The organism is Acetivibrio saccincola, from assembly GCF_002844395.1.
In the GTDB taxonomy this organism is placed as follows: domain Bacteria; phylum Bacillota; class Clostridia; order Acetivibrionales; family Acetivibrionaceae; genus Herbivorax; species Herbivorax saccincola.
In genome coordinates, this window is the sequence record NZ_CP025197.1 from 784,170 (window position 1) to 802,086 (window position 17,917).

General features: G+C 34.0%; 21 protein-coding genes and 3 pseudogenes. 23 read left to right on the forward strand and 1 reads right to left on the reverse strand.

Features of this window, described 5'->3' with window-relative positions:
- Positions 1–40 precede the first annotated feature (40 nt).
- From HVS_RS03520 to HVS_RS03580, 15 genes and pseudogenes are all read left to right on the forward strand, one after another.
- On the forward strand, positions 41–1,846 hold the full coding sequence (locus tag HVS_RS03520; protein WP_101299321.1) for a peptidoglycan-binding domain-containing protein: 1,806 nt from the start codon (positions 41–43) through the stop codon (positions 1,844–1,846).
- A 47-nt stretch (positions 1,847–1,893) separates the two neighbouring features.
- Complete coding sequence (locus HVS_RS16750; protein ID WP_242971665.1) at positions 1,894–2,571, forward strand: LysM peptidoglycan-binding domain-containing protein; 678 nt, start codon at positions 1,894–1,896, stop codon at positions 2,569–2,571.
- 110 nt (positions 2,572–2,681) lie between these two features.
- On the forward strand, positions 2,682–3,968 hold the full coding sequence (locus tag HVS_RS03530; protein WP_101299324.1) for a hypothetical protein: 1,287 nt from the start codon (positions 2,682–2,684) through the stop codon (positions 3,966–3,968).
- Between the two features lie 213 nt (positions 3,969–4,181).
- Entirely contained in the window at positions 4,182–4,490 is a 309-nt protein-coding gene (locus HVS_RS03535) for a WXG100 family type VII secretion target (RefSeq protein ID WP_101299327.1), read from the forward strand.
- A 202-nt stretch (positions 4,491–4,692) separates the two neighbouring features.
- The gene (locus HVS_RS03540) at positions 4,693–4,992 is read left to right on the forward strand and encodes a WXG100 family type VII secretion target (RefSeq protein WP_101299261.1); all 300 of its coding nucleotides are present in this window, start codon (positions 4,693–4,695) and stop codon (positions 4,990–4,992) included.
- A 147-nt stretch (positions 4,993–5,139) separates the two neighbouring features.
- The gene (locus HVS_RS03545) at positions 5,140–7,488 is read left to right on the forward strand and encodes a peptidoglycan-binding protein (RefSeq protein ID WP_159063367.1); all 2,349 of its coding nucleotides are present in this window, start codon (positions 5,140–5,142) and stop codon (positions 7,486–7,488) included.
- A 35-nt stretch (positions 7,489–7,523) separates the two neighbouring features.
- A complete protein-coding gene (locus HVS_RS03550; protein ID WP_101299333.1) occupies positions 7,524–8,573 on the forward strand; it encodes a DUF5991 domain-containing protein in 1,050 nt (349 codons plus the stop codon).
- Positions 8,574–9,256: 683 nt separating this feature from the next.
- Complete coding sequence (locus tag HVS_RS16430; RefSeq protein WP_159063368.1) at positions 9,257–9,409, forward strand: hypothetical protein; 153 nt, start codon at positions 9,257–9,259, stop codon at positions 9,407–9,409.
- 98 nt (positions 9,410–9,507) lie between these two features.
- A complete protein-coding gene (locus HVS_RS03560) occupies positions 9,508–10,038 on the forward strand; it encodes a reverse transcriptase domain-containing protein (RefSeq protein WP_101299339.1) in 531 nt (176 codons plus the stop codon).
- Positions 10,039–10,204: 166 nt separating this feature from the next.
- Positions 10,205–10,360, forward strand: coding sequence for a hypothetical protein (locus tag HVS_RS16965; RefSeq protein WP_235827530.1), 156 nt, complete (start codon positions 10,205–10,207; stop codon positions 10,358–10,360).
- Positions 10,341–10,863 (forward strand): annotated as a pseudogene (locus HVS_RS16970) (IS256 family transposase). The gene HVS_RS16965 and the pseudogene HVS_RS16970 overlap by 20 nt, the downstream one beginning before the upstream one ends.
- A complete protein-coding gene (locus HVS_RS16975; protein WP_235827750.1) occupies positions 10,859–11,068 on the forward strand; it encodes a transposase in 210 nt (69 codons plus the stop codon). The pseudogene HVS_RS16970 and the gene HVS_RS16975 overlap by 5 nt, the downstream one beginning before the upstream one ends.
- Before the next feature lie 686 nt (positions 11,069–11,754).
- On the forward strand, positions 11,755–11,952 hold the full coding sequence (locus HVS_RS03570) for an ATP-binding protein (RefSeq protein WP_101299342.1): 198 nt from the start codon (positions 11,755–11,757) through the stop codon (positions 11,950–11,952).
- Complete coding sequence (locus HVS_RS03575) at positions 11,949–12,554, forward strand: 4Fe-4S binding protein (RefSeq protein WP_101299344.1); 606 nt, start codon at positions 11,949–11,951, stop codon at positions 12,552–12,554. The genes HVS_RS03570 and HVS_RS03575 overlap by 4 nt, the downstream gene beginning before the upstream one ends.
- Positions 12,526–12,816: an ArsR/SmtB family transcription factor gene (locus tag HVS_RS03580; protein WP_101299050.1), complete on the forward strand. Its 291-nt coding sequence runs from the start codon at positions 12,526–12,528 to the stop codon at positions 12,814–12,816. Before HVS_RS03575 ends, HVS_RS03580 begins: the two co-directional genes overlap by 29 nt.
- Before the next feature lie 284 nt (positions 12,817–13,100).
- Here HVS_RS03580 and HVS_RS03590 read toward each other — a convergent pair.
- Positions 13,101–13,924 (reverse strand): annotated as a pseudogene (locus HVS_RS03590) (IS4 family transposase); the annotation flags it as partial.
- A gap of 57 nt (positions 13,925–13,981) precedes the next feature.
- Between HVS_RS03590 and HVS_RS16235 the strand changes: the two are divergent.
- The 8 genes and pseudogenes from HVS_RS16235 (at position 13,982) to HVS_RS03615 (ending at position 17,894) form a co-directional block, all read left to right on the forward strand.
- The gene (locus HVS_RS16235; protein WP_159063369.1) at positions 13,982–14,197 is read left to right on the forward strand and encodes a UPF0236 family transposase-like protein; all 216 of its coding nucleotides are present in this window, start codon (positions 13,982–13,984) and stop codon (positions 14,195–14,197) included.
- A 34-nt stretch (positions 14,198–14,231) separates the two neighbouring features.
- Positions 14,232–14,375, forward strand: a pseudogene (locus tag HVS_RS16240) (UPF0236 family transposase-like protein); the annotation flags it as partial.
- A 439-nt stretch (positions 14,376–14,814) separates the two neighbouring features.
- Complete coding sequence (locus HVS_RS16435) at positions 14,815–14,985, forward strand: hypothetical protein (protein WP_157942969.1); 171 nt, start codon at positions 14,815–14,817, stop codon at positions 14,983–14,985.
- A gap of 14 nt (positions 14,986–14,999) precedes the next feature.
- The gene (locus tag HVS_RS17480; RefSeq protein ID WP_101299348.1) at positions 15,000–15,230 is read left to right on the forward strand and encodes a S8 family serine peptidase; all 231 of its coding nucleotides are present in this window, start codon (positions 15,000–15,002) and stop codon (positions 15,228–15,230) included.
- Positions 15,199–15,648 carry a S8 family serine peptidase gene (locus HVS_RS03605; RefSeq protein WP_101299351.1) on the forward strand — a complete coding sequence of 150 codons (450 nt, stop codon included), beginning with the start codon at positions 15,199–15,201 and terminating at the stop codon, positions 15,646–15,648. Before HVS_RS17480 ends, HVS_RS03605 begins: the two co-directional genes overlap by 32 nt.
- A gap of 37 nt (positions 15,649–15,685) precedes the next feature.
- Positions 15,686–15,745 (forward strand): hypothetical protein, encoded by a 60-nt coding sequence (locus HVS_RS17705; RefSeq protein WP_423230879.1) that lies wholly within the window; start codon positions 15,686–15,688, stop codon positions 15,743–15,745.
- Positions 15,746–15,786: 41 nt separating this feature from the next.
- Entirely contained in the window at positions 15,787–16,605 is an 819-nt protein-coding gene (locus tag HVS_RS03610) for a hypothetical protein (protein WP_101299353.1), read from the forward strand.
- A gap of 104 nt (positions 16,606–16,709) precedes the next feature.
- A complete protein-coding gene (locus tag HVS_RS03615) occupies positions 16,710–17,894 on the forward strand; it encodes a hypothetical protein (RefSeq protein ID WP_159063370.1) in 1,185 nt (394 codons plus the stop codon).
- Positions 17,895–17,917: the final 23 nt, after the last annotated feature.

Here is a 17,917-nt window from a genome sequence, read left to right on the forward strand (position 1 = left end):
TGAAGACCATTAAAAAAACGCAAACTAAGGGGGGATAAATATGTCATACATGTCTATTGATATTAATTCTTTAAAAGATATAGAAAAAAGGGTTAATTCTCTTTCAAAAAGCATTGAAAAGATAAAGAGCAGTCTTTCTTCCGTAAGAAGCAATATAGATTCGACAGTTCGGAACAGAAGCGGGATAGACAGCAGTATGTCAAGCCTTATCAGAGAAGTTGGCGAAAGAGAACGTATAATGAATAATGTAAAGCAATTTTTAAATGAAGCGGTTAAACAATATGAAGATATGGAAAAAGAACTTAGAAGAGAATCAGACAGAATAATTGCAAACAGTGCTCCAAAGACCGGTATAATAAAAAGCATATTAAACGGTTTAAAATCAATTGGTAAAAGACTAGGAAATCTTTTAAAGACAATTGCAAAAAATTCAATACTTTTAAGTCCTATAATAATTGGAACGGCAGTCCGTTCAATAGGAAAAATGCTGATAGAGAGAGGTTTTATAATAACCAATAAACCAATTGAAATTGTAAAAAGAGATGATATAGGTTTACCGATATTAAACGGAATATTAAGTTATAATCCGGATGAGTATAGCCCATATGTGGTACTTTTGCAGAAAAGATTAATTGAGCTGGGGTATGGGGACGGTCTTGAAGTCAATGGTATATTTAATTCAGATACACTTGAGGCGGTAAACAGGTATAAAGAGGATTATGGGCTTTGGAACTTTGGTGAGTATGAAGGTAAGGTGGGGGAAACTACCTGGAATCATTTATTTAATAATCAGAAGGTACCTTATCTTACAATTGACAATGTAGAAAGAGATAGCATGGGTATACCGGTTTTTAACAGCATACTAAGCTATAATCCATGGGAATATAACATTTATGTAGTATTTCTGCAAAAAAGGTTAATTGAATTAGGATACGGAGATGATATAGAAGTAAATGGAATATTTGACTCAAAGACACTTGAAGCGGTAAACAGATATAAAGAGGATTATGGACTTTGGAATCATGACGAATATGAAGGCAAGGTAGGAGAAACCACCTGGAATCATTTATTTAAAAATCAGAAGGTACCTTTTATAGGTGGAATAAATGAACATGATTCAAATAAAAATCAAAATATAGATGTAAGTGAAACACTTGAGTTTATAGAAACAGCGGCAAAGATAATAAGTGAAAATGAAAGTCGTGGGTACGGAACTGTTAACCGTAAAGACGGGACCGGTTCACCATCAGCACCGTATTCCTTGAGTATTGGTAGATTACAATGGTATGGTGTAAGAGCACATGATTTACTGAAAAAGATAAAAGACAAAAATCCAGAACAGGCTAAACAAATTTTAACAGGTACTACTATTTATGAAGAACTTATGCAGGACAGGAGTGTTTTTATAAGCCGTCCTTTAAATGAAAAAGAAGCTGAGGCAGTTTCAAAATTATTAACTACTCCTGAGGGAATAGAAGTTCAAAACGAAACAATGATTAATGATGTGGGCGATTACATTAGGGTCGGAAAAAATTGGGGAATAACTGATGCAAGAGCTTTATTGTATTTTGCAGATTTATACAATCAAAGCCCGAAAAGTACTAAAGCAATTGTAGAAAAAGTCCAAGCTAATGGAGAAGTTACTTTAGAAGCCCTTCATAAAGCAGCACTGGAAGACAGCACAATGGGTGTGTATAAGGAAAGAAGAAATGTAACTTATGAAAAAGCTTTACTGTATGATGGTGCAGGAAATAAGTCTGAAGTAGGAGCTATTAGTAATAGCAACAAAAACAAACAGCAGGAAACGTCTTCGGGAAATGATACAGCAAGTGTGCAGCTAATATAACTGAATATGTGGTAAAAAGCGGAGATACTTTAAGTAAAATAGCAAAAATGTTCAATACAAGCGTAGAGGAATTAGCAAGATTTAATAAAATACAAAATGTGAATTTAATTGTTGTAGGGCAAGTAATAAAAATACCAAAAGCCAACAGTGCTCCGGTTAATAATACACTAACCGACAATAATTCAATATCAACCGGAAATGTAAATGTTGATAAATTCCTTTCTATAGCTTCCGGTGAATTTGGATATGCAGAGAAAGGAGTGAATATAACAAAATATGGAGAATGGTATGGCATGAATGGTGAAGCTTGGTGCGTTATGTTCATATCTTGGTGCGCAGACCAGGCAGGTATCCTGGGAGATGTTGTTCCAAAAGCGGCCCATGCCTTTTATATGAAATGTGGATACATGGATAAAGGAAATTACAGGACAAGAGAATCCGGATACATTCCTAAAGCAGGAGATACAATTATATTTTCAGAAGGACTTGAGCATGTGGATAATGTATCTCAAGAAAAGAGAAATTACAAACATGGTGGAATAGTGGTGGCATATGATCCTGAAACGCAAACAGTATATACTATTGAGGGGAATGCAGGCAATGAAGTAAGATATAGAGCATATAACTTAAATCATATTGAGATTGATGGATATGGAATAAACGGAGGAACTACATATGGACAGATACCTTCTAATGTATCAATTGGTTATATGGGAACGCAGTAATTATAAAAATTTAATTTTATAAAAAATTGATGTTAAAATGTATTTCATTCTAAAAATCGTGCGTTTGTCAGAAAACATACAATAGATTTTAGAAAGGAGTTTGATTAAAGATGATAAAAATTATAAAGAAGAATTGTTTGATTATATTTATTATATTGGCTTTAGCTTTATTATCATCTTGTGTTGCAAAAAATTCGGAAGATGTTGATGATGCAGGAGATGTTAAATATAATAATGATGCAGAAAAGGATGTTACAGATAAGGACAGTGAGTATGACAGGAACACAGAAGCAAATGCAGGAGATGAAGAAAAAATTAACAGTGAAGAACTTGCATTTACTGAAGTTAACGGCAAAGAAGTGAAAGATATTTTAGTAGAAAATGCCGGTGCACTTTTAAATGACTATACTAAAATACAGTTGCCGGAAGAATACTCAATTTTTGATGTTTCAAAGGGTATTTTAAACAATGATGATGTTTTGGACATCGCTGTTGTCGTTGAAAAAACTCCGGGTTTAACATATGAAGACAGGCAGCTTTATGTGTTATTATCTAATGAACAAAATGGATATGATATTTTAATTGATAAAAATGATCTGGTATTAGGCAGTGAAGATGGTGGCCCATTTGGTGACCCATATAGTGGAACAAAAATAGAAAATAAAACATTAGAAATTAAAAATTATGGAGGAAGTTCGGATAGGTGGGGTACTACAGAAAAGTTTAAAATGATTGACGGAAGACTGAAACTTGTAGAAGAACGAATATTAGCATATTCTAATACAACAGCCAGCGGAGAAATAAAAATTATTGATTTTTTAGAAAAAACCAGCAAAACTTATTCAGTTTCAGAGACAAATAAAGACGGGGAACATTTATTAGATTCAAAATCCATAAGAGTGATAGAAGATGTTTATTTTGATGAAAAAAAGCCTGAAAAATACTATGAAATTATCAATGAGAAAGTTTTTTTTAATAAAGCTGAATATGGGGAAAAAGGTGCATTGTATTTAGGGATGCCTATGGAGGAAGTTGAGAGGGTATTAAATGAAATGAATGTTGAAATTTTAAATGAAATAGAGATTACCTCTCATCCCGATGATTGGAATTATGGAAATAAAGAGTTTTGGATGAAGGATTACCATATAGAATTTGACAAGAAAGACAACATCTACGAAATATATGTACATGGAAATATTCCCACAGAACGCGGATTAAAAATCGGAGACCCAATAGAAAAAATGGAAGAACTTTATGGGGAAAACTACAAAAAATCCACAGATGGCGGAGAGACACGTTTTAGATATGATATGGGCGATTATAAATTTTGGGGGATTTTTAGTGAAGATAATAAGCTGAAAATATGGGCATTGGCCAGAAATTTAGATATTGACTAGATTATAGGAATATACAAGGGAAGTAGGCAACACAGGTTGTTTTAAGTTAAACGGAATAGAATATGAAGCAGGAATCGAATATAAGTGTCGAAAAATAAAAAAAGTGCAATTCATCCCAAAAATCGTGCAATTCGTCAGGAAATCCGTCAGGGGTGAAAAAATTTATTATAATATACACATAAAATAAATTACAAAAATGAGGGGGGTAAAAATATGAGCAGAGCAATTACAGTTACACCGGAGGAGTTGAAAAGGACAGCCAATTCAGTAGAGGGCAAGACAAAGGAGTATGTGAGTTTATATAATAAACTCTACAGTGAAGTGGATTCAATGTCAAAAAGCTGGTCCGGGGAAGCAAACAGGGCTTATGCAGGACAGATAGAAGGATTCCGTAAGGAGTTTGAAAATTTAAAAAAAGTCCTTGAAAACTACACAGCACTATTAAGAGAATCAGCAAGAGTGTATGGACAGACAGAGACAAACATAAGAGACAGTGCTAAAAAACTTATAACAGGAAGATAGTAAACAAAAGGTAAAAGGATAAGAAGAAACATAAGAAGAAAGATAAAAAGAAAGGCAATAACAAGACAATAACAAGATAAGGACAAGGCAACAGCAAGGAAATAGTAAGATAATAATAAGATAAGAACAAGGGAAAGAGTAAAGTTAAAGACAGCAGTAAGCATTTTAAATTATGAAAAATAATACAAGGGGGGAATAAAAAATGGCTGAATTTAAAGTTACGCCGGAAATGCTAAAATCAACATCATCAAGTTTAAAAAATATAAATTCAAGATTCAGATCCGTAATGGAAGGTATAGAAACAGATATGAGAGCTATGAAGCAAAAGTGGGACAGTGAGGCTGCAGATACATTCTTAGCAAAGTTTGAAAAATTTAAGAGCAATCTTGAAGGTTATTATCAGGTGGTGGAATCATATTCAAAATTCTTAGAAGAAACAGCACAAGCATACTCAGAATCTGATAAATCAATTAATAACTTAACAGCAAATCTTTTTGCATAAAATACGCTGTATATATATAATATATCCTTTACTTCCATAAAATATTGTATTTTACAAACACAAGTCCTGCCAAAGAGGCAGGTTTTGTGTTACTATTTTCATTTAATGGTGAAGACCATAAAAAAACATAAAAAAGGTGGAATAAATATGTCATATATGTCTATTGACTTAGATTCTTTAAAAGATATTGAGAAAAGAGTCGGTTCCCTTTCAAAAAGCCTTGAACAGATAAAGAACAGTCTTTCTACCGTAAGGAGAAATATAGATTCGACAGTCCGGAACAGAAGCGGGATAGACAGCAGTATGTCAAGCCTTATCAGAGAAGTCGGCGAAAGAGAACGTATAATGAATAATGTAAAACAATTTTTAAAAGAAACAATTAAGCAATATGAAGATATGGAAAAGGAGCTTAGAAGAGAATCAGACAGAATAATTGAAAACAGCACTCCAAAGACCGGTATAATAAAAAGCATATTAAACGGTTTAAAATCAATTGGTAAAAAACTAGGAAATCTTTTAAAGACAATTGCAAAAAATTCAATACTTTTAAGTCCTATAATAATTGGAACGGCAGTACGTTCAATAGGAAAAATGCTGATAGAGAGAGGTTTTATAATAACCAATAAACCAATTGAAATTGTAAAAAGAGATGATATAGGTTTACCGATATTAAATGGAATATTAAGCTATAATCCGGATGAGTATAGCCCATATGTGGCGCTTTTGCAGAAAAGGTTAATTGAACTGGGCTATGGGGACGGTCTTGAAGTCACCGGTAAATTTGACTCAAAGACACTTGATGCGGTAAACAGATATAAAGAGGATTATGGACTTTGGAATTTTGGTGAGTATGAAGGCAAGGTGGGAGAAACTACCTGGAATCATTTATTTAAAAATCAGAAAGTACCTTATCTTACAATTGACAATGTAGAAAAAGATGGTATGGGTATACCGGTTTTAAGCGGCATACTAAGCTATAATCCATGGGAATATAGCATTTATGTAGTATTTTTACAAAAAAGATTAATTGAATTAGGGTATGGAGACGGTTTAGAGGTAAATGGAATATTTGACTCAAAAACACTTGAAGCGGTAAACAGATATAAAGAGGATTATGGACTTTGGAATCATGACGAATATGAAGGCAAGGTAGGAGAGACAACCTGGAATCATTTATTTAAAAATCAAAAAGTTCCGTATATAAAAGGAACAAATGAATTTTATCCTGCAGAAAATTCTACTCAGAATAACAGTGTTTCAAACAGTTTTAAATATAACTGGACCGGTAAGTGCGTTACTGAAGAGTTTAAAGAAAAGGTTCTTGAAATAAGCAAAAAACTAAAAATTAATCCGGATGATTTAATGGCAGTTATTGCTTTTGAATCTAACTTTGATCCATCAGCTCGTAATCCTGCTTCAGATGCCACCGGGCTGATTCAGTTTATACCTTCAACAGCTGAGAGATTAGGAACAACGGTAGAAGAACTGAAGAATATGTCAGCAATTCAACAGTTGGATTATGTATATGAGTATCTAAAGACATACTCAGGAAGAATGAATGATATATACGATGTTTATATGGCTGTATTTTTGCCTATAGCAGTTGGAAAAGACAATAATTATGTACTTGGAGTTAAAGGTTCAGAAGAGTGTTTTCCCGGTACAGACTTAACAAAAGGTAAAGTTTATAAAAACAATTCAGGTTTAGACATTAACAAGGACGGTATTATAACGAAAGAAGAAGCAATTCAAAGGGTGATAGCTAAAAGGAATCAATATGAAATAATAAATTCTGTAAATGAACCAACCGGAAATGACAGTAGAACAGGGGATACAAAAATAAAAGAAAACTCAAATTATAATGTTACAAATACTGTAGCATATCAAGCGGTAGTGCCAAAATATGTATATGAATCAGGAGAGAGGACACCGGAAGCATATAATTTATTGATAGATCAGTTTATGGTTGAAACAAATCCCAGATATAAACCAAGAAACGGAGCTACGTTCTGCAATATATATGCATGGGATGTTTCAGTTGCAATGGGAGTCGAATTGCCAAGGTTTGTAGAAATTAATGAAATAGGAAATTTGGAGGATGCAACCGGTAAAGCTATTGGACGAAACCTTGGCAGTGGATATATATTATATCAAGATGTTGCAAATGCAAATGCGACAGAGCTTGATGCAAATAGGCTGGCAACTTGGTTAGATGCTCAGGGTGCAAATTATGGATGGAGAGAAATCAGTGCAGAAGAAGCTCAAAGAAGGGCTAATCAAGGATATATGACAATATCAGTAGTAAAAGAACCAGGAGGCATAGGTCATGTTCAAGTAGTCAGACCTACTCCGGACGGAAGTGATTATGATCCGAGCAAAGGAGTTTATATATCGCAGGCAGGTGGAAGTTCAGCAATTAAAAACGGTGTTTATTTTCTTGAACATTATAAAAGTGAGAGTTATTATAATAGATATAAGTTTTATACACATGATTAAAAATCAATTTTATTGTACGGAAAGGAGAAATATACATGTTCAAAAAGTGTATATTATGTTTCGCAACACTTATCATAGGAATGTTTATTGGCATAGCAGGAAGTCAGCTATATGAAAATTCAAAAAGACCCGTAATGATTACCGGTGAAAATGAAAGAACAGGAGAAAAGGAAGATGTACCGGGGGAAAATGAAAATATTTTAACCCCGGATGAAAATGATTTAGAAAATGATTTATTAGATGAAAATAAAAATGAAAGGGAAAAATACAGAAAAATTTTAGTAGGTGCAGGTGGCTGGCATAGAAGCCCTTCTATGACGGCAGCATATGGTGACTACTACATTTTTTCTGAAGACGGTACTTTTATATTTAAATACAGCTTAGCAGATGAGGAAAGACGTGTTATTGACATTTCAGGAAATTGGGAAATTATAAACGGCGATTTATTACATTTAACCATTATGAAAAAAACAATTAGGGAAGGTGGTGAATTTATACCAGGAAGTCCGTCTTCATTAACGGGGTATTCTTTGGTTAATTCCACCACTGTAAAAGTGGATGTGGAACCGTATGAAGAAGTTATATACCCGTTGAGAGACTTGGAAATTGATGAACCTTCTCCTGCTCCGTTAATGCTTAAAATAGGAGGGGTGCAGTATTGGAAATGGGGCGGTACAGCTGATGAAACATTAGTCATGGAACAAACAAATGAAGAACCAGATATTGACTCAGAAATACAAGTGTGGGAAGGTGTACTTGAGTTTTCTGAATCTGCTCCTCCCGACCAAAGTTTGTTTTACACAATAAAGATTTACAAAGAAAATAATGAATATTATGGCGATATAAGTATTGACGGTTTTCAAACAATGAATAGGATAAGAACAAAAGCGGTAGGGGATAAAAATTCTGTTAATCTGGTATTTGACACATACTTACCCGACAATGTGGGTGAAAGGTATGAAAAAGGGGATATTTTGCTGAGTTTGGAAAGAAAGGATCAGAAAGTTTATACTTCATGGGGAAAGTTACAGCCAATGTTTCAGGAAAATAAACAATCGGGAGAGGTTTATTTTGAATATCGATAACAGAAAGTACATTAAGAGCTGAAGGAGATTCTTTAGTAGTAGAGTATGTAGATTGGCTGGGAGAAATAATAAAAATTAAATTTAATAAACCGGAGAAAGATAATTAAAAAGACTAAAAGTCAGGTTGAAAAATAAATATCAGAATACTAAAAAGAATGCCGGAAGGATTTTTTCTTCCGGTATTTTTAAATATTAATGATATATATAAAGCTATATAATAAAGCTATATAAAGAAGTGATTTTATATTCTGAGGGGAACGTACGTTTGACAAAAAGAGGACGAAAAAATAAAAAAACTATTGGAATAATTTACATATTGTAATATAATGTACTTTAGTGTAAAGTTGATATTTTATAAAGATAGCGTCAATTTATTGTAGGAAAAAGAAAAGTAGATGGCATCCCATTTTTATTGAGAATGTAACAAATTTTGTGGTGCGGCCGGGCAAGGCCGTGGAGTACAGCGGGTGGAAACCCCGCCGAGTAAACCTTAAGCCGAGGAACTCGTAGCGAGTCTTGGAGTATCAGTAGTGATATTGATGCTTAAGCGTAGACAGTTAGGCAGTAGGCCCGAAGTCCGCAAGGGCGAGTGATTGAGCCTCGAAAATATTACAAAGTCGGGAAGGCCGACTGGCTCACAAACCAGGAAGGCAGCATTGCACCAAGCGTTAACGGCGAGCGTGATGTGGCTTCCCCGGGGTCAAAGAGCCGGGCATGTTGTACAAAGACTCCACGGTAACCCGGGAGACCCTGACGATTCTTGCGAAAGCAAGTATGATGTACAACCGATAAAAAGGAAGGAAGTCAAAAGATTGTCAGGGAGTCGGATAACCTAATAGTATTAATGATGCCGGGTAATGCCGGAGGAGAGAAGGAGGTTACGTACAATCGCTCTTGTTAAGGAAACATTAACTACACACAGGGGTAGGGATTGATGGAAACGAAATTGACAAGATATGAGCAAGATTTTCTTGACTTTTCTTATGGTTTCAGACCAAACAGGAGCTGTCATGATGCGCTGAGAGCAATAAACAAAACAATTATAAAAGATAAGATAAACTATATAGTTGATGCAGATATAAAAGGATTCTTCAACAACGTTGACCATGAATGGATGATGAAGTTTATAGGACACAGGATAGCAAACCCAAACATAAAAAGGCTGATAGTGAGATTTCTAAAAGCAGGGATAATGGGGAGAGGTAGATTTGAAGCAACAGACAAGGGTACAGCCCAGGGTTCAGTAGTTTCACCGATATTGGCAAACATATATCTTCATCACTATTACGGAATTACGGACAATTATCCGATGTTGCAGCAATTTAAATATGAAGTGATAAAGATATTATTTAAGTGGCTGAACAGAAGGAGTCAAAGGAGAAGTTTTACAAAAGAAAAATTCCAGAAATACCTTAGGTTAAATCCACTTCCGAATCGGAAAATTTATGTGAACATAATGGGTTAACAGCGAAAGCGAATGATTGTATGAGGAGCCGTATGCCTTAATTGGGCACGTACGGTTCTGTGAGGGGGCAGATATGGCAAGATATCTGTCTACTCGACTATGGATGAATAATTAAATTCCTTCTTGGCAAGAATTACAAACAATAAAAGCTAAGGAGGAATTTTTTATGTCAACATTATCAAAAGAACAGATAAAAGCAATAGTTAAGGGAAATAATTTCCAAAGCGTGACTGATGTCACGAACTATCTTAAAGACATTATACAAGAGCTTATGGAAGCTGAATTAGAAGAAAAGCTTGGTTATGCTAAAAGAAGAACGTAGTGCAAAAAATACCGACAACTGTAAAAATGGTTATTCTACTAAGACTTTAAAAAGAGAATTTGGAGAAGTTGAGATTCAAATTCCAAGGAACCGTAAAGGAGAGTTTGAGCCTAAAATTATACCTAAATATCAAAGAAATGTTTCCGGCATAGAAGAAAAAATAATACCTCTATATGCAAGGGGCATGTCAACCAAGGGATATTGGAGAGCAGCTAAATGAACTTTATGGGGTGGAAATATCCGCAGAAATGGTTAGTAGGATTACCGACCGTATTATTCCTGAAATAAAAGAATGGCAACAAAGACCCTTAGAACCTATATATACATTTTGTTTTATGAATGCCATTCATTATAAAGTAAGAGATGAAGGAAGAATATGTAATTGTACAGCCTATGTGGTTATTGGCATTAATGTTGAGGGATATAAAAACATACTGGGTATATGGATTGGAGAAAATGAATCATCAAAATTCTGGCTTGGTGTAAGTCTACAAAGCTATTAATGAAGAGGTTGCCTTAGAGAAGCTTTATGAATTAAAGGATAAATGGGGTAAAAGCTATCCTTTTGCGATACGGAGCTGGGAAAATAACTGGAATGTACTAAGTCCATTCTATAAGTTCCCGGAAGAAATCCGAAAGATTATCTATACAACTAATGTCATTGAAGGATTACACCTTTTAAAGAAATGTTTTTTCCTGAAGTCATAGAGTAAATAAACTCGGTTAGTGTCAAGATCCTTCATTGTGAAAATCAGGTTCCCTGTTGCTTCCCAGCATTGCAGGTTATCGACAGAGCCGGGCCTCAATAGAATTATTGACAAAAAGCCAATTAAATAAACATTGTACTTTTATGTTTTTACTTTTTTAAATTTGCTAAACAAATAAGTATTGCCATATTAAAAAATTATGTATAAAACTTCAATAATTGGCATTACTATATAATAAAAAATAGAATACAGTTGTATATTTTGTAAACTAAAATTAATTAATATTTCTTGTTGAGAGGGATTTACATAAAATCTAAACCCACAAAATTGATGCTTAAGCGTAGACAGTTAGGCAGTAGGCCCGAGGTCCGTAAGGACGATTGATTGAGCCTCGAAAATTTTAGAAAGAACGGAGACCGTGTAGCAGTAAGTGAATATACAAATTTCTCTTGTAGTTTTATAAGTTAGTGATGTATTTTTATAAATTAATGATGCTATCATCAGTTAAGGAATCACACAGCAGAAATTATGAACTTTTTTTTCGTCCAATGGTATTTTTATTATTTTCATTGACACATTCATATATTATACATATAATATAAGTATATTATAAAATACTTATATATAATTATTTCCTAATCATTATTCTATATAGACAATAAATAACTAACAGAAAGGGGAAATAACATGAAAAAAGCAGTAGTAAATCAAACAGAATGCGTGGCTTGCGGAGTTTGTGAGAAAGTTTGTCCGCGTCAGGCCATAACCATATTTCATGGAATTTACGCAAATGTCAATGAAGATTTATGTGTCGGATGTAAAAAGTGTGAGAAAACCTGTCCTGCTTCAGTAATTCAGGTTTTACAAAAGGAGGCTGCGTCATGAAAAAATGGAATGAATATTTATGGATATTCTCTGCAGTATATTTGGTTTCAGGTTTTTTCAATATTTTATTTGCCTGGATAGGGATGATTTGCTTTGTTACTCCGTTATTGCTTTCCATATTAGGTAAAGGTAAAATATATTGTAACAGCTATTGTGGAAGGGGACAGTTATTTGAATTGTTAGGAGGCAGGTTAAATCTATCTTCAAATCGCAACATTCCTGCATTTATAAGAAGCAAATGGTTTCGCTACGGCTTTTTAGCATTTTTTATGACTATGTTTGGTATAATGGTTTTCTCTACCTATTTGGTTTATAATGGAACTAATAACTTGAAAGAAGTTGTTACCCTTTTATGGACAATTAAACTTCCCTGGAATTGGGCATATACCGGTACGGTATCACCTTGGATAGCCCAATTTGCTTTTGGATTTTACAGTGTTATGCTTACGTCTACAATTTTGGGACTTTTAACAATGTTTTTCTTCAAACCCCGCTCATGGTGCGTTTATTGTCCCATGGGTACAATGACTCAAGGGATAAGCATGCTAAAGTACAGAAGGATGGTGAATCAAAATGGAGCAGCAAGCAAAAGAAATAGCTGAATTGCTTAAAGTTATGGCAAATCAGCATAGATTAATGATATTATGCTATTTGATAGAAAGACCAATGAATGTTAGTGAAATACACGAAAAAATACCTGTTATATCTCAATCGGCTTTATCTCAAAATTTAGCCATGCTAAAGGCACACGGTATTTTAGACTCTAACAAATACGGTCTTCAGAACGTTTATCATATAAAGGATGACAGGATTAAAAAGATTATTCAAGTACTCAGAGAAACCTATTGTAACCCAAAAGTATAAGAGGCAATTCATATGCTTTTACCTGATAGGAAAGTGAATCCTTAATGGTATAAGTTACTGGGGATAGAATAGGTTTAATACAGAGAAAGATGTGGAGTTGGATGAGGTTATTCCGCCGGAGATATTATGGCACGGTACAGGAGAGAAATACGTAAGTTCCATTGATGTGTGTCAGTGGTAAAATTTAATTACCCGGTTTCGGGAAAGAAAATTCCCCACCTGTTTACAAACTTTTGCTTGTAGATTAACATTATGTTAATCAACTTTCGCAGGAAACAACTGATAGCTTTGCCTTTACGTTTCCTGACAGTTCGGTATATCTCGCGTAATGATTTCTTTTCACCATTGAACGTGTAGTAAATCTTTGGCGTGTCTTTTAACATGGCTATTACATTAAGATTCATTTTGCAAATCTTGATAATAGTAGCCGGAAAGGAGAACCAACTGTCAAACAGGACGTATTTTGCCTTAATGCCCACAGACATAGCTTGTTTCAGCATTGAAAGAGCAGATTCCGGCGAAGTAGTCAAGGCATTTTGACGACGTTTAAACCCAACAGTTCTTTTATCTATACATTGTCTCGCTGGATTGATACGAACCTTTGAATTTGCTGAACTTAAGAGGTTAAAGGCTACAGGAACAAATGAATTGCCGTCTGTCCAACCAAGAGTAAGCATACGAAAGCCTTTTTTGTTTTTATTACCGTCAGCATGATCTTTGACCCAGCATAGGAGTTCTACTGCTTTGCTTCTTGTCCTGCTAAAGAAGGAATCGTCTATCACAAATGCATCAGCTCGTTCATCTGTTGTTAGTGGAGCAATATGATGGTTTATAACCTTAGCAGAAAGTAACAAGAGAAATCTCTGCCAGTTGATATGCATAGAATTCAGGAATCTGTAGGCTACATCCTTTGCAAATGTATATCAGAATTTTCGGTTTCATAATTCATAAACAAGTTCATACCTGTAAAAACAAGTTTGAATAATACTTTGAAAACTTTGACACAAGGGACACCCTTTTCTTTATATGCATTTGCCTGTTTTAGCAATGAGCCTACAGAAAACTTTTTGAAAAAGTTATCAACTAGCATTACAACAAAAAAGCACATTGAGAGAGAATGAGAAGGGCAAGAGAAATATAATTATGCCAAAACTTGTATATGTGCATGAGGGAATTGACTTTAAAAAAAGTAAATAAGAAGAGAAAAGTATTAAAGAATGTTCGATATTTTGGGGGTGTGTATAATAATTCAGAAGATTTGTGGCTTGAAGTATCGGAATGTATATATAAACAATATGACGTTGATTTTTTAGAGACGGTGTATATATCAGGAAATGGGGCGTCATGGATAAGGCAAGGAGTTAGCTGGCTTTCAAAATGAAAGTAAAATAGAGGCTATAAAAAATGCAAAGCGATATATTTTAAATAATTGGGATGGTATAGAAATAAGGTCAAACAGAGGAATAGTGGGTTGTAGTGCTGAAGGTCATGTGAGTCATGTATTTTCATCCCGTTTAAGTTCAAGACCTAAAGGCTGGTCGAGAAAAGGAATTATAAAAGAAAATAATTGGCTCAACATGATGTAAAAAACTTTCGTTGTTAAGAGACCGTTATTTGAAATAGCTGCACAAATAAAAAATGGGATGTCATCTATTTTTCTTTTTTCTACAATAAATTGACGCATCTTTCCAAGTATGGTATTGACACCCCCCCATGTCGTATGATAATATATTCGTATGATAATATATGATGATAATACAAAGAACCCAAGCCCAATCTTACCAGCAAAGTAAACGTGGCTTGAGTTCACACAGCCACTACACAAAGAGAGGTTAATCTCGTTTTACACCTCTTTTAGACAATTGTGAAGGGAAATTTTTTTTGAGGAAGGAGCTGGGAATGTGAAAAAAACTCAGAAGTTTACTCAGTGTAGTACTATGTTGTATATTAGTTTTAGGTTTTGCAGTTGCAACTAAAAATGTTTTTGCATAAGTTCCTATGGAGCGGAAAATTGTTGTTTTTAAAAACAAAGTAAATGATACACAAATGGAGTTTGTCCTAAAAAAGCATGGGGCAGTCAAATTAAATCAATTATCCTCTATTAATGGTGTTGTTGCTAATGCACCTAAAAAAATAAGCTCAAGGATGAGCAAGAAGTATTATACATAGAAAGCGACTATGTCTTGTCCATTGAAGGAAAAAAGCCATCAAAACTAGGTGTAGTGTCACCACCAGAAGAAGTCATTCCGTGGGGCATTGAATGGATGGGAACACCTGCACAGTGGGATACAAATACAGGTAAAAGCATAAAAGTAGCAATTATTGATACAGGAATTGATTTAAACCATCAAGACCTAAAAGTAAATATCAAAGGCGGCTTTAATGCTTTTCAAAAAAAAGAAAGCACCAAATGATAACAATGGACATGGAACTCATTTAGCAGGAATTGTTGCTGCCGCCCGTAATGGTGTAGGTGTTGTCGGTGTGGCACCTGATGCGGAACTTTATGCGGTTAAGGTTTTTGATAGTAGCGTAAATGGTTATGTTTCCAATGTGATTGAAGGAATTAATTGGTGTATCAAAAACAAAATAAACATTGCAAATATGAGTTTTGGTATGCAATCTAGCTCCAATGCAATGCATGACATTATTATTCAGGCAGATAAAGCAGGAATTAAAATGGTTACAGCAGCCGGAAACAACTATGGTGGTACAGCACTATATCCAGCAGCCTATCCAGAAGTAATATCAGTAGGTGCAATTGATAAGTCTGGCAATGTCGCAGATTTTTCAGTCCAACAAAATATAGATATTTTTGCATACAGGGATTGATATCTATTCAACCTATAGTAATGATGTCTATTCGAGGATGAACGGTACTTCTATGGCTACACCGCATGTAACAGGTAAGATGATACTAAAGCAATAACAGATTAAGTCGAAATAAATAAAATTTTTGAGGTAATAAATATGAATAAATTGGTTAAACTCTTAATAGTCTTATGTTGCATTTCTTTATTAGCTACAAATGTTTATGCAGTTGATTCAAGCGAGGCTACAAACGATGAAATATACACAAATATAAATCAAGGCTTTACAAAACCTACAAAAGAACAAATTAAAGAGGAACAAGAAAAATTCAAAAAGGCTGAAAAATATGTAAAAGAGAAAAGGGAAAAACTAAAAAAAGCAAAAGGTGATATTGAAATAGCTGCAGCTGGAGGAGTAAAAGTAAATGCTGTTGGCACATTCAGGCAGGCTTTATCATATACTTGTGGACCGGCAGCGGCAAGAAATCTTATAAAGGGTTACGTTGATACAAATAGCTGGGATCCAAATTTTAAGGCAACTGTTCCTACCGAGAGCACATTGAGAAAAGATTTGGGAACTACTACAGCAGGCACTAATTTTGATGCAACTAAATGGCAAAACACCCTAAACAAATATGTACCTGAAAATGGTTATTTATTATCATGGGGTACCTCTAGCGGTTGGGAAAGTACTTTAGCTTCAAGAGTTATTTATACAATTGATTATGTATATTATATTACTTGGGGTTATGGTCGTAGCGGGTTTAATGTTATAGGTAATATAAATCATGGTTCAACAACTACTCCCATACATGATCATTATAAAAATGGAGCAGCCCATTATATATGCATATATGGATATAACGATATAAATAAGATGTATTACATATCAGACTCAAATTCTGCTGTACCTGTTACGTATAAAGCAAGCTATAGAAACACAGCAAACTCTACACAAGCGAGGGGTATAGTATGGTAGAAAAAAAACATAGCGACAAATTAGAGAATAATAAGGGAGATAGACTGACTTTTAAGTCAGTTTATCTACTTTTGTTTTTTGTGATAATATTGGGTGGAGTATTAGTGAATAATTTTAGTGGTTTATTTAAAAACAAGCCAGAATTGTTTAAGGATGAGAATGACATAAGCAATGGAGTAAGCTCACACCAGATTGAATCTAGATTGGATAATAAAATAATAGACATGATTCCGGACATTTTTATATATGATAAATTAAGAGAAGGCGTTTTTCTTGGAGTTAAGGGAGATTTGAAGGATATATATGCTTATGATATAAATAATAACTCTCTAAAAAAAATAATTAGAGTAAAAGATGAAGGCAATTTTATTAAATCCTTATCGTGTAATTCTGATTGGATTGTATGGGTTGAAAATGAAGTTTTAATTATGGATACATCAAATAAACCTTTTAAATGGCAGATTGTTGCACAAAATATATTGACAGGGGAACAAATAGTTATTGACAAAAGTCCGTTTTCTAGCAATAAGTTTGAAGTGCCTATGCATATTGACTACACACCAAATAAAGTTAGCATTTCTAACGAGGATGTCGTTGTTTACTGTAGAAATGATTTCAGGGGAGCAAAAATCATAAGCGAATTGATTTGTTACGACATCAAATCAAAAGAAAGAAAGGTTATTGCACAGACAAGTGACGTTATAAAGGAGTTAATAATGGAATGCAACATTTACGGTGATAATATTGTGTGGAGCAGATTCAGAGAACTAAATGATGATTATGAGTATAGATTTACAAGGTATAAATATAGTGATTTATATATTTATAATATCAAAACAGACAAAACAGAGCAACTTACAAAGGATGATTTCTACCACGATGCTTATATTTTTGAAGATAAAGTAGTTGCAATATATGTACCACCAAATAAACCAAATCAGACTGCATATAATTCCGAAGTTGTTTTAATGAATTTAAATGATAAAAAATTTAATACTATTGTCCATGAGGATTCACCTTGCTATAGAAGAAAGGAAGATGAAATGGTTAGGTGTAGCCCGAAAATTGACTCCAAATATATTAGTTGGAGTAATTCAGGAGGTTTTAGTAATCGTTTTATCTATGACTATAAAAACAATAAATTTATAGAAATATATGACGGTACAGAGGATACTCATGATAATACCATAGTTATGTATGACAGGTTTAGTAATTATGCTTTGTTTTATATTGCAGGCACTGATGGTGATATAAAGAAGTTCTGTGTTATTATAAACGATATTAAATAGCCATGATAAGAAGAGTTTAATTA

Bases quoted from the DNA above. Each gene is read 5' to 3' on its own strand.
- HVS_RS03520 (WP_101299321.1), top strand. From the start codon at position 41: ATGTCATACATGTCTATTGATATTAATTCTTTAAAAGATATAGAAAAA.
- HVS_RS16750 (WP_242971665.1), top strand. From the start codon at position 1,894: ATGTTCAATACAAGCGTAGAGGAATTAGCAAGATTTAATAAAATACAA.
- HVS_RS03530 (WP_101299324.1), top strand. From the start codon at position 2,682: ATGATAAAAATTATAAAGAAGAATTGTTTGATTATATTTATTATATTG.
- HVS_RS03535 (WP_101299327.1), top strand. From the start codon at position 4,182: ATGAGCAGAGCAATTACAGTTACACCGGAGGAGTTGAAAAGGACAGCC.
- HVS_RS03540 (WP_101299261.1), top strand. From the start codon at position 4,693: ATGGCTGAATTTAAAGTTACGCCGGAAATGCTAAAATCAACATCATCA.
- HVS_RS03545 (WP_159063367.1), top strand. From the start codon at position 5,140: ATGTCATATATGTCTATTGACTTAGATTCTTTAAAAGATATTGAGAAA.
- HVS_RS03550 (WP_101299333.1), top strand. From the start codon at position 7,524: ATGTTCAAAAAGTGTATATTATGTTTCGCAACACTTATCATAGGAATG.
- HVS_RS16430 (WP_159063368.1), top strand. From the start codon at position 9,257: ATGTGGCTTCCCCGGGGTCAAAGAGCCGGGCATGTTGTACAAAGACTC.
- HVS_RS03560 (WP_101299339.1), top strand. From the start codon at position 9,508: ATGGAAACGAAATTGACAAGATATGAGCAAGATTTTCTTGACTTTTCT.
- HVS_RS16965 (WP_235827530.1), top strand. From the start codon at position 10,205: ATGTCAACATTATCAAAAGAACAGATAAAAGCAATAGTTAAGGGAAAT.
- HVS_RS03570 (WP_101299342.1), top strand. From the start codon at position 11,755: ATGAAAAAAGCAGTAGTAAATCAAACAGAATGCGTGGCTTGCGGAGTT.
- HVS_RS03575 (WP_101299344.1), top strand. From the start codon at position 11,949: ATGAAAAAATGGAATGAATATTTATGGATATTCTCTGCAGTATATTTG.
- HVS_RS03580 (WP_101299050.1), top strand. From the start codon at position 12,526: ATGGAGCAGCAAGCAAAAGAAATAGCTGAATTGCTTAAAGTTATGGCA.
- HVS_RS16235 (WP_159063369.1), top strand. From the start codon at position 13,982: ATGAGGGAATTGACTTTAAAAAAAGTAAATAAGAAGAGAAAAGTATTA.
- HVS_RS16435 (WP_157942969.1), top strand. From the start codon at position 14,815: ATGGAGCGGAAAATTGTTGTTTTTAAAAACAAAGTAAATGATACACAA.
- HVS_RS03605 (WP_101299351.1), top strand. From the start codon at position 15,199: ATGCTTTTCAAAAAAAAGAAAGCACCAAATGATAACAATGGACATGGA.
- HVS_RS03610 (WP_101299353.1), top strand. From the start codon at position 15,787: ATGAATAAATTGGTTAAACTCTTAATAGTCTTATGTTGCATTTCTTTA.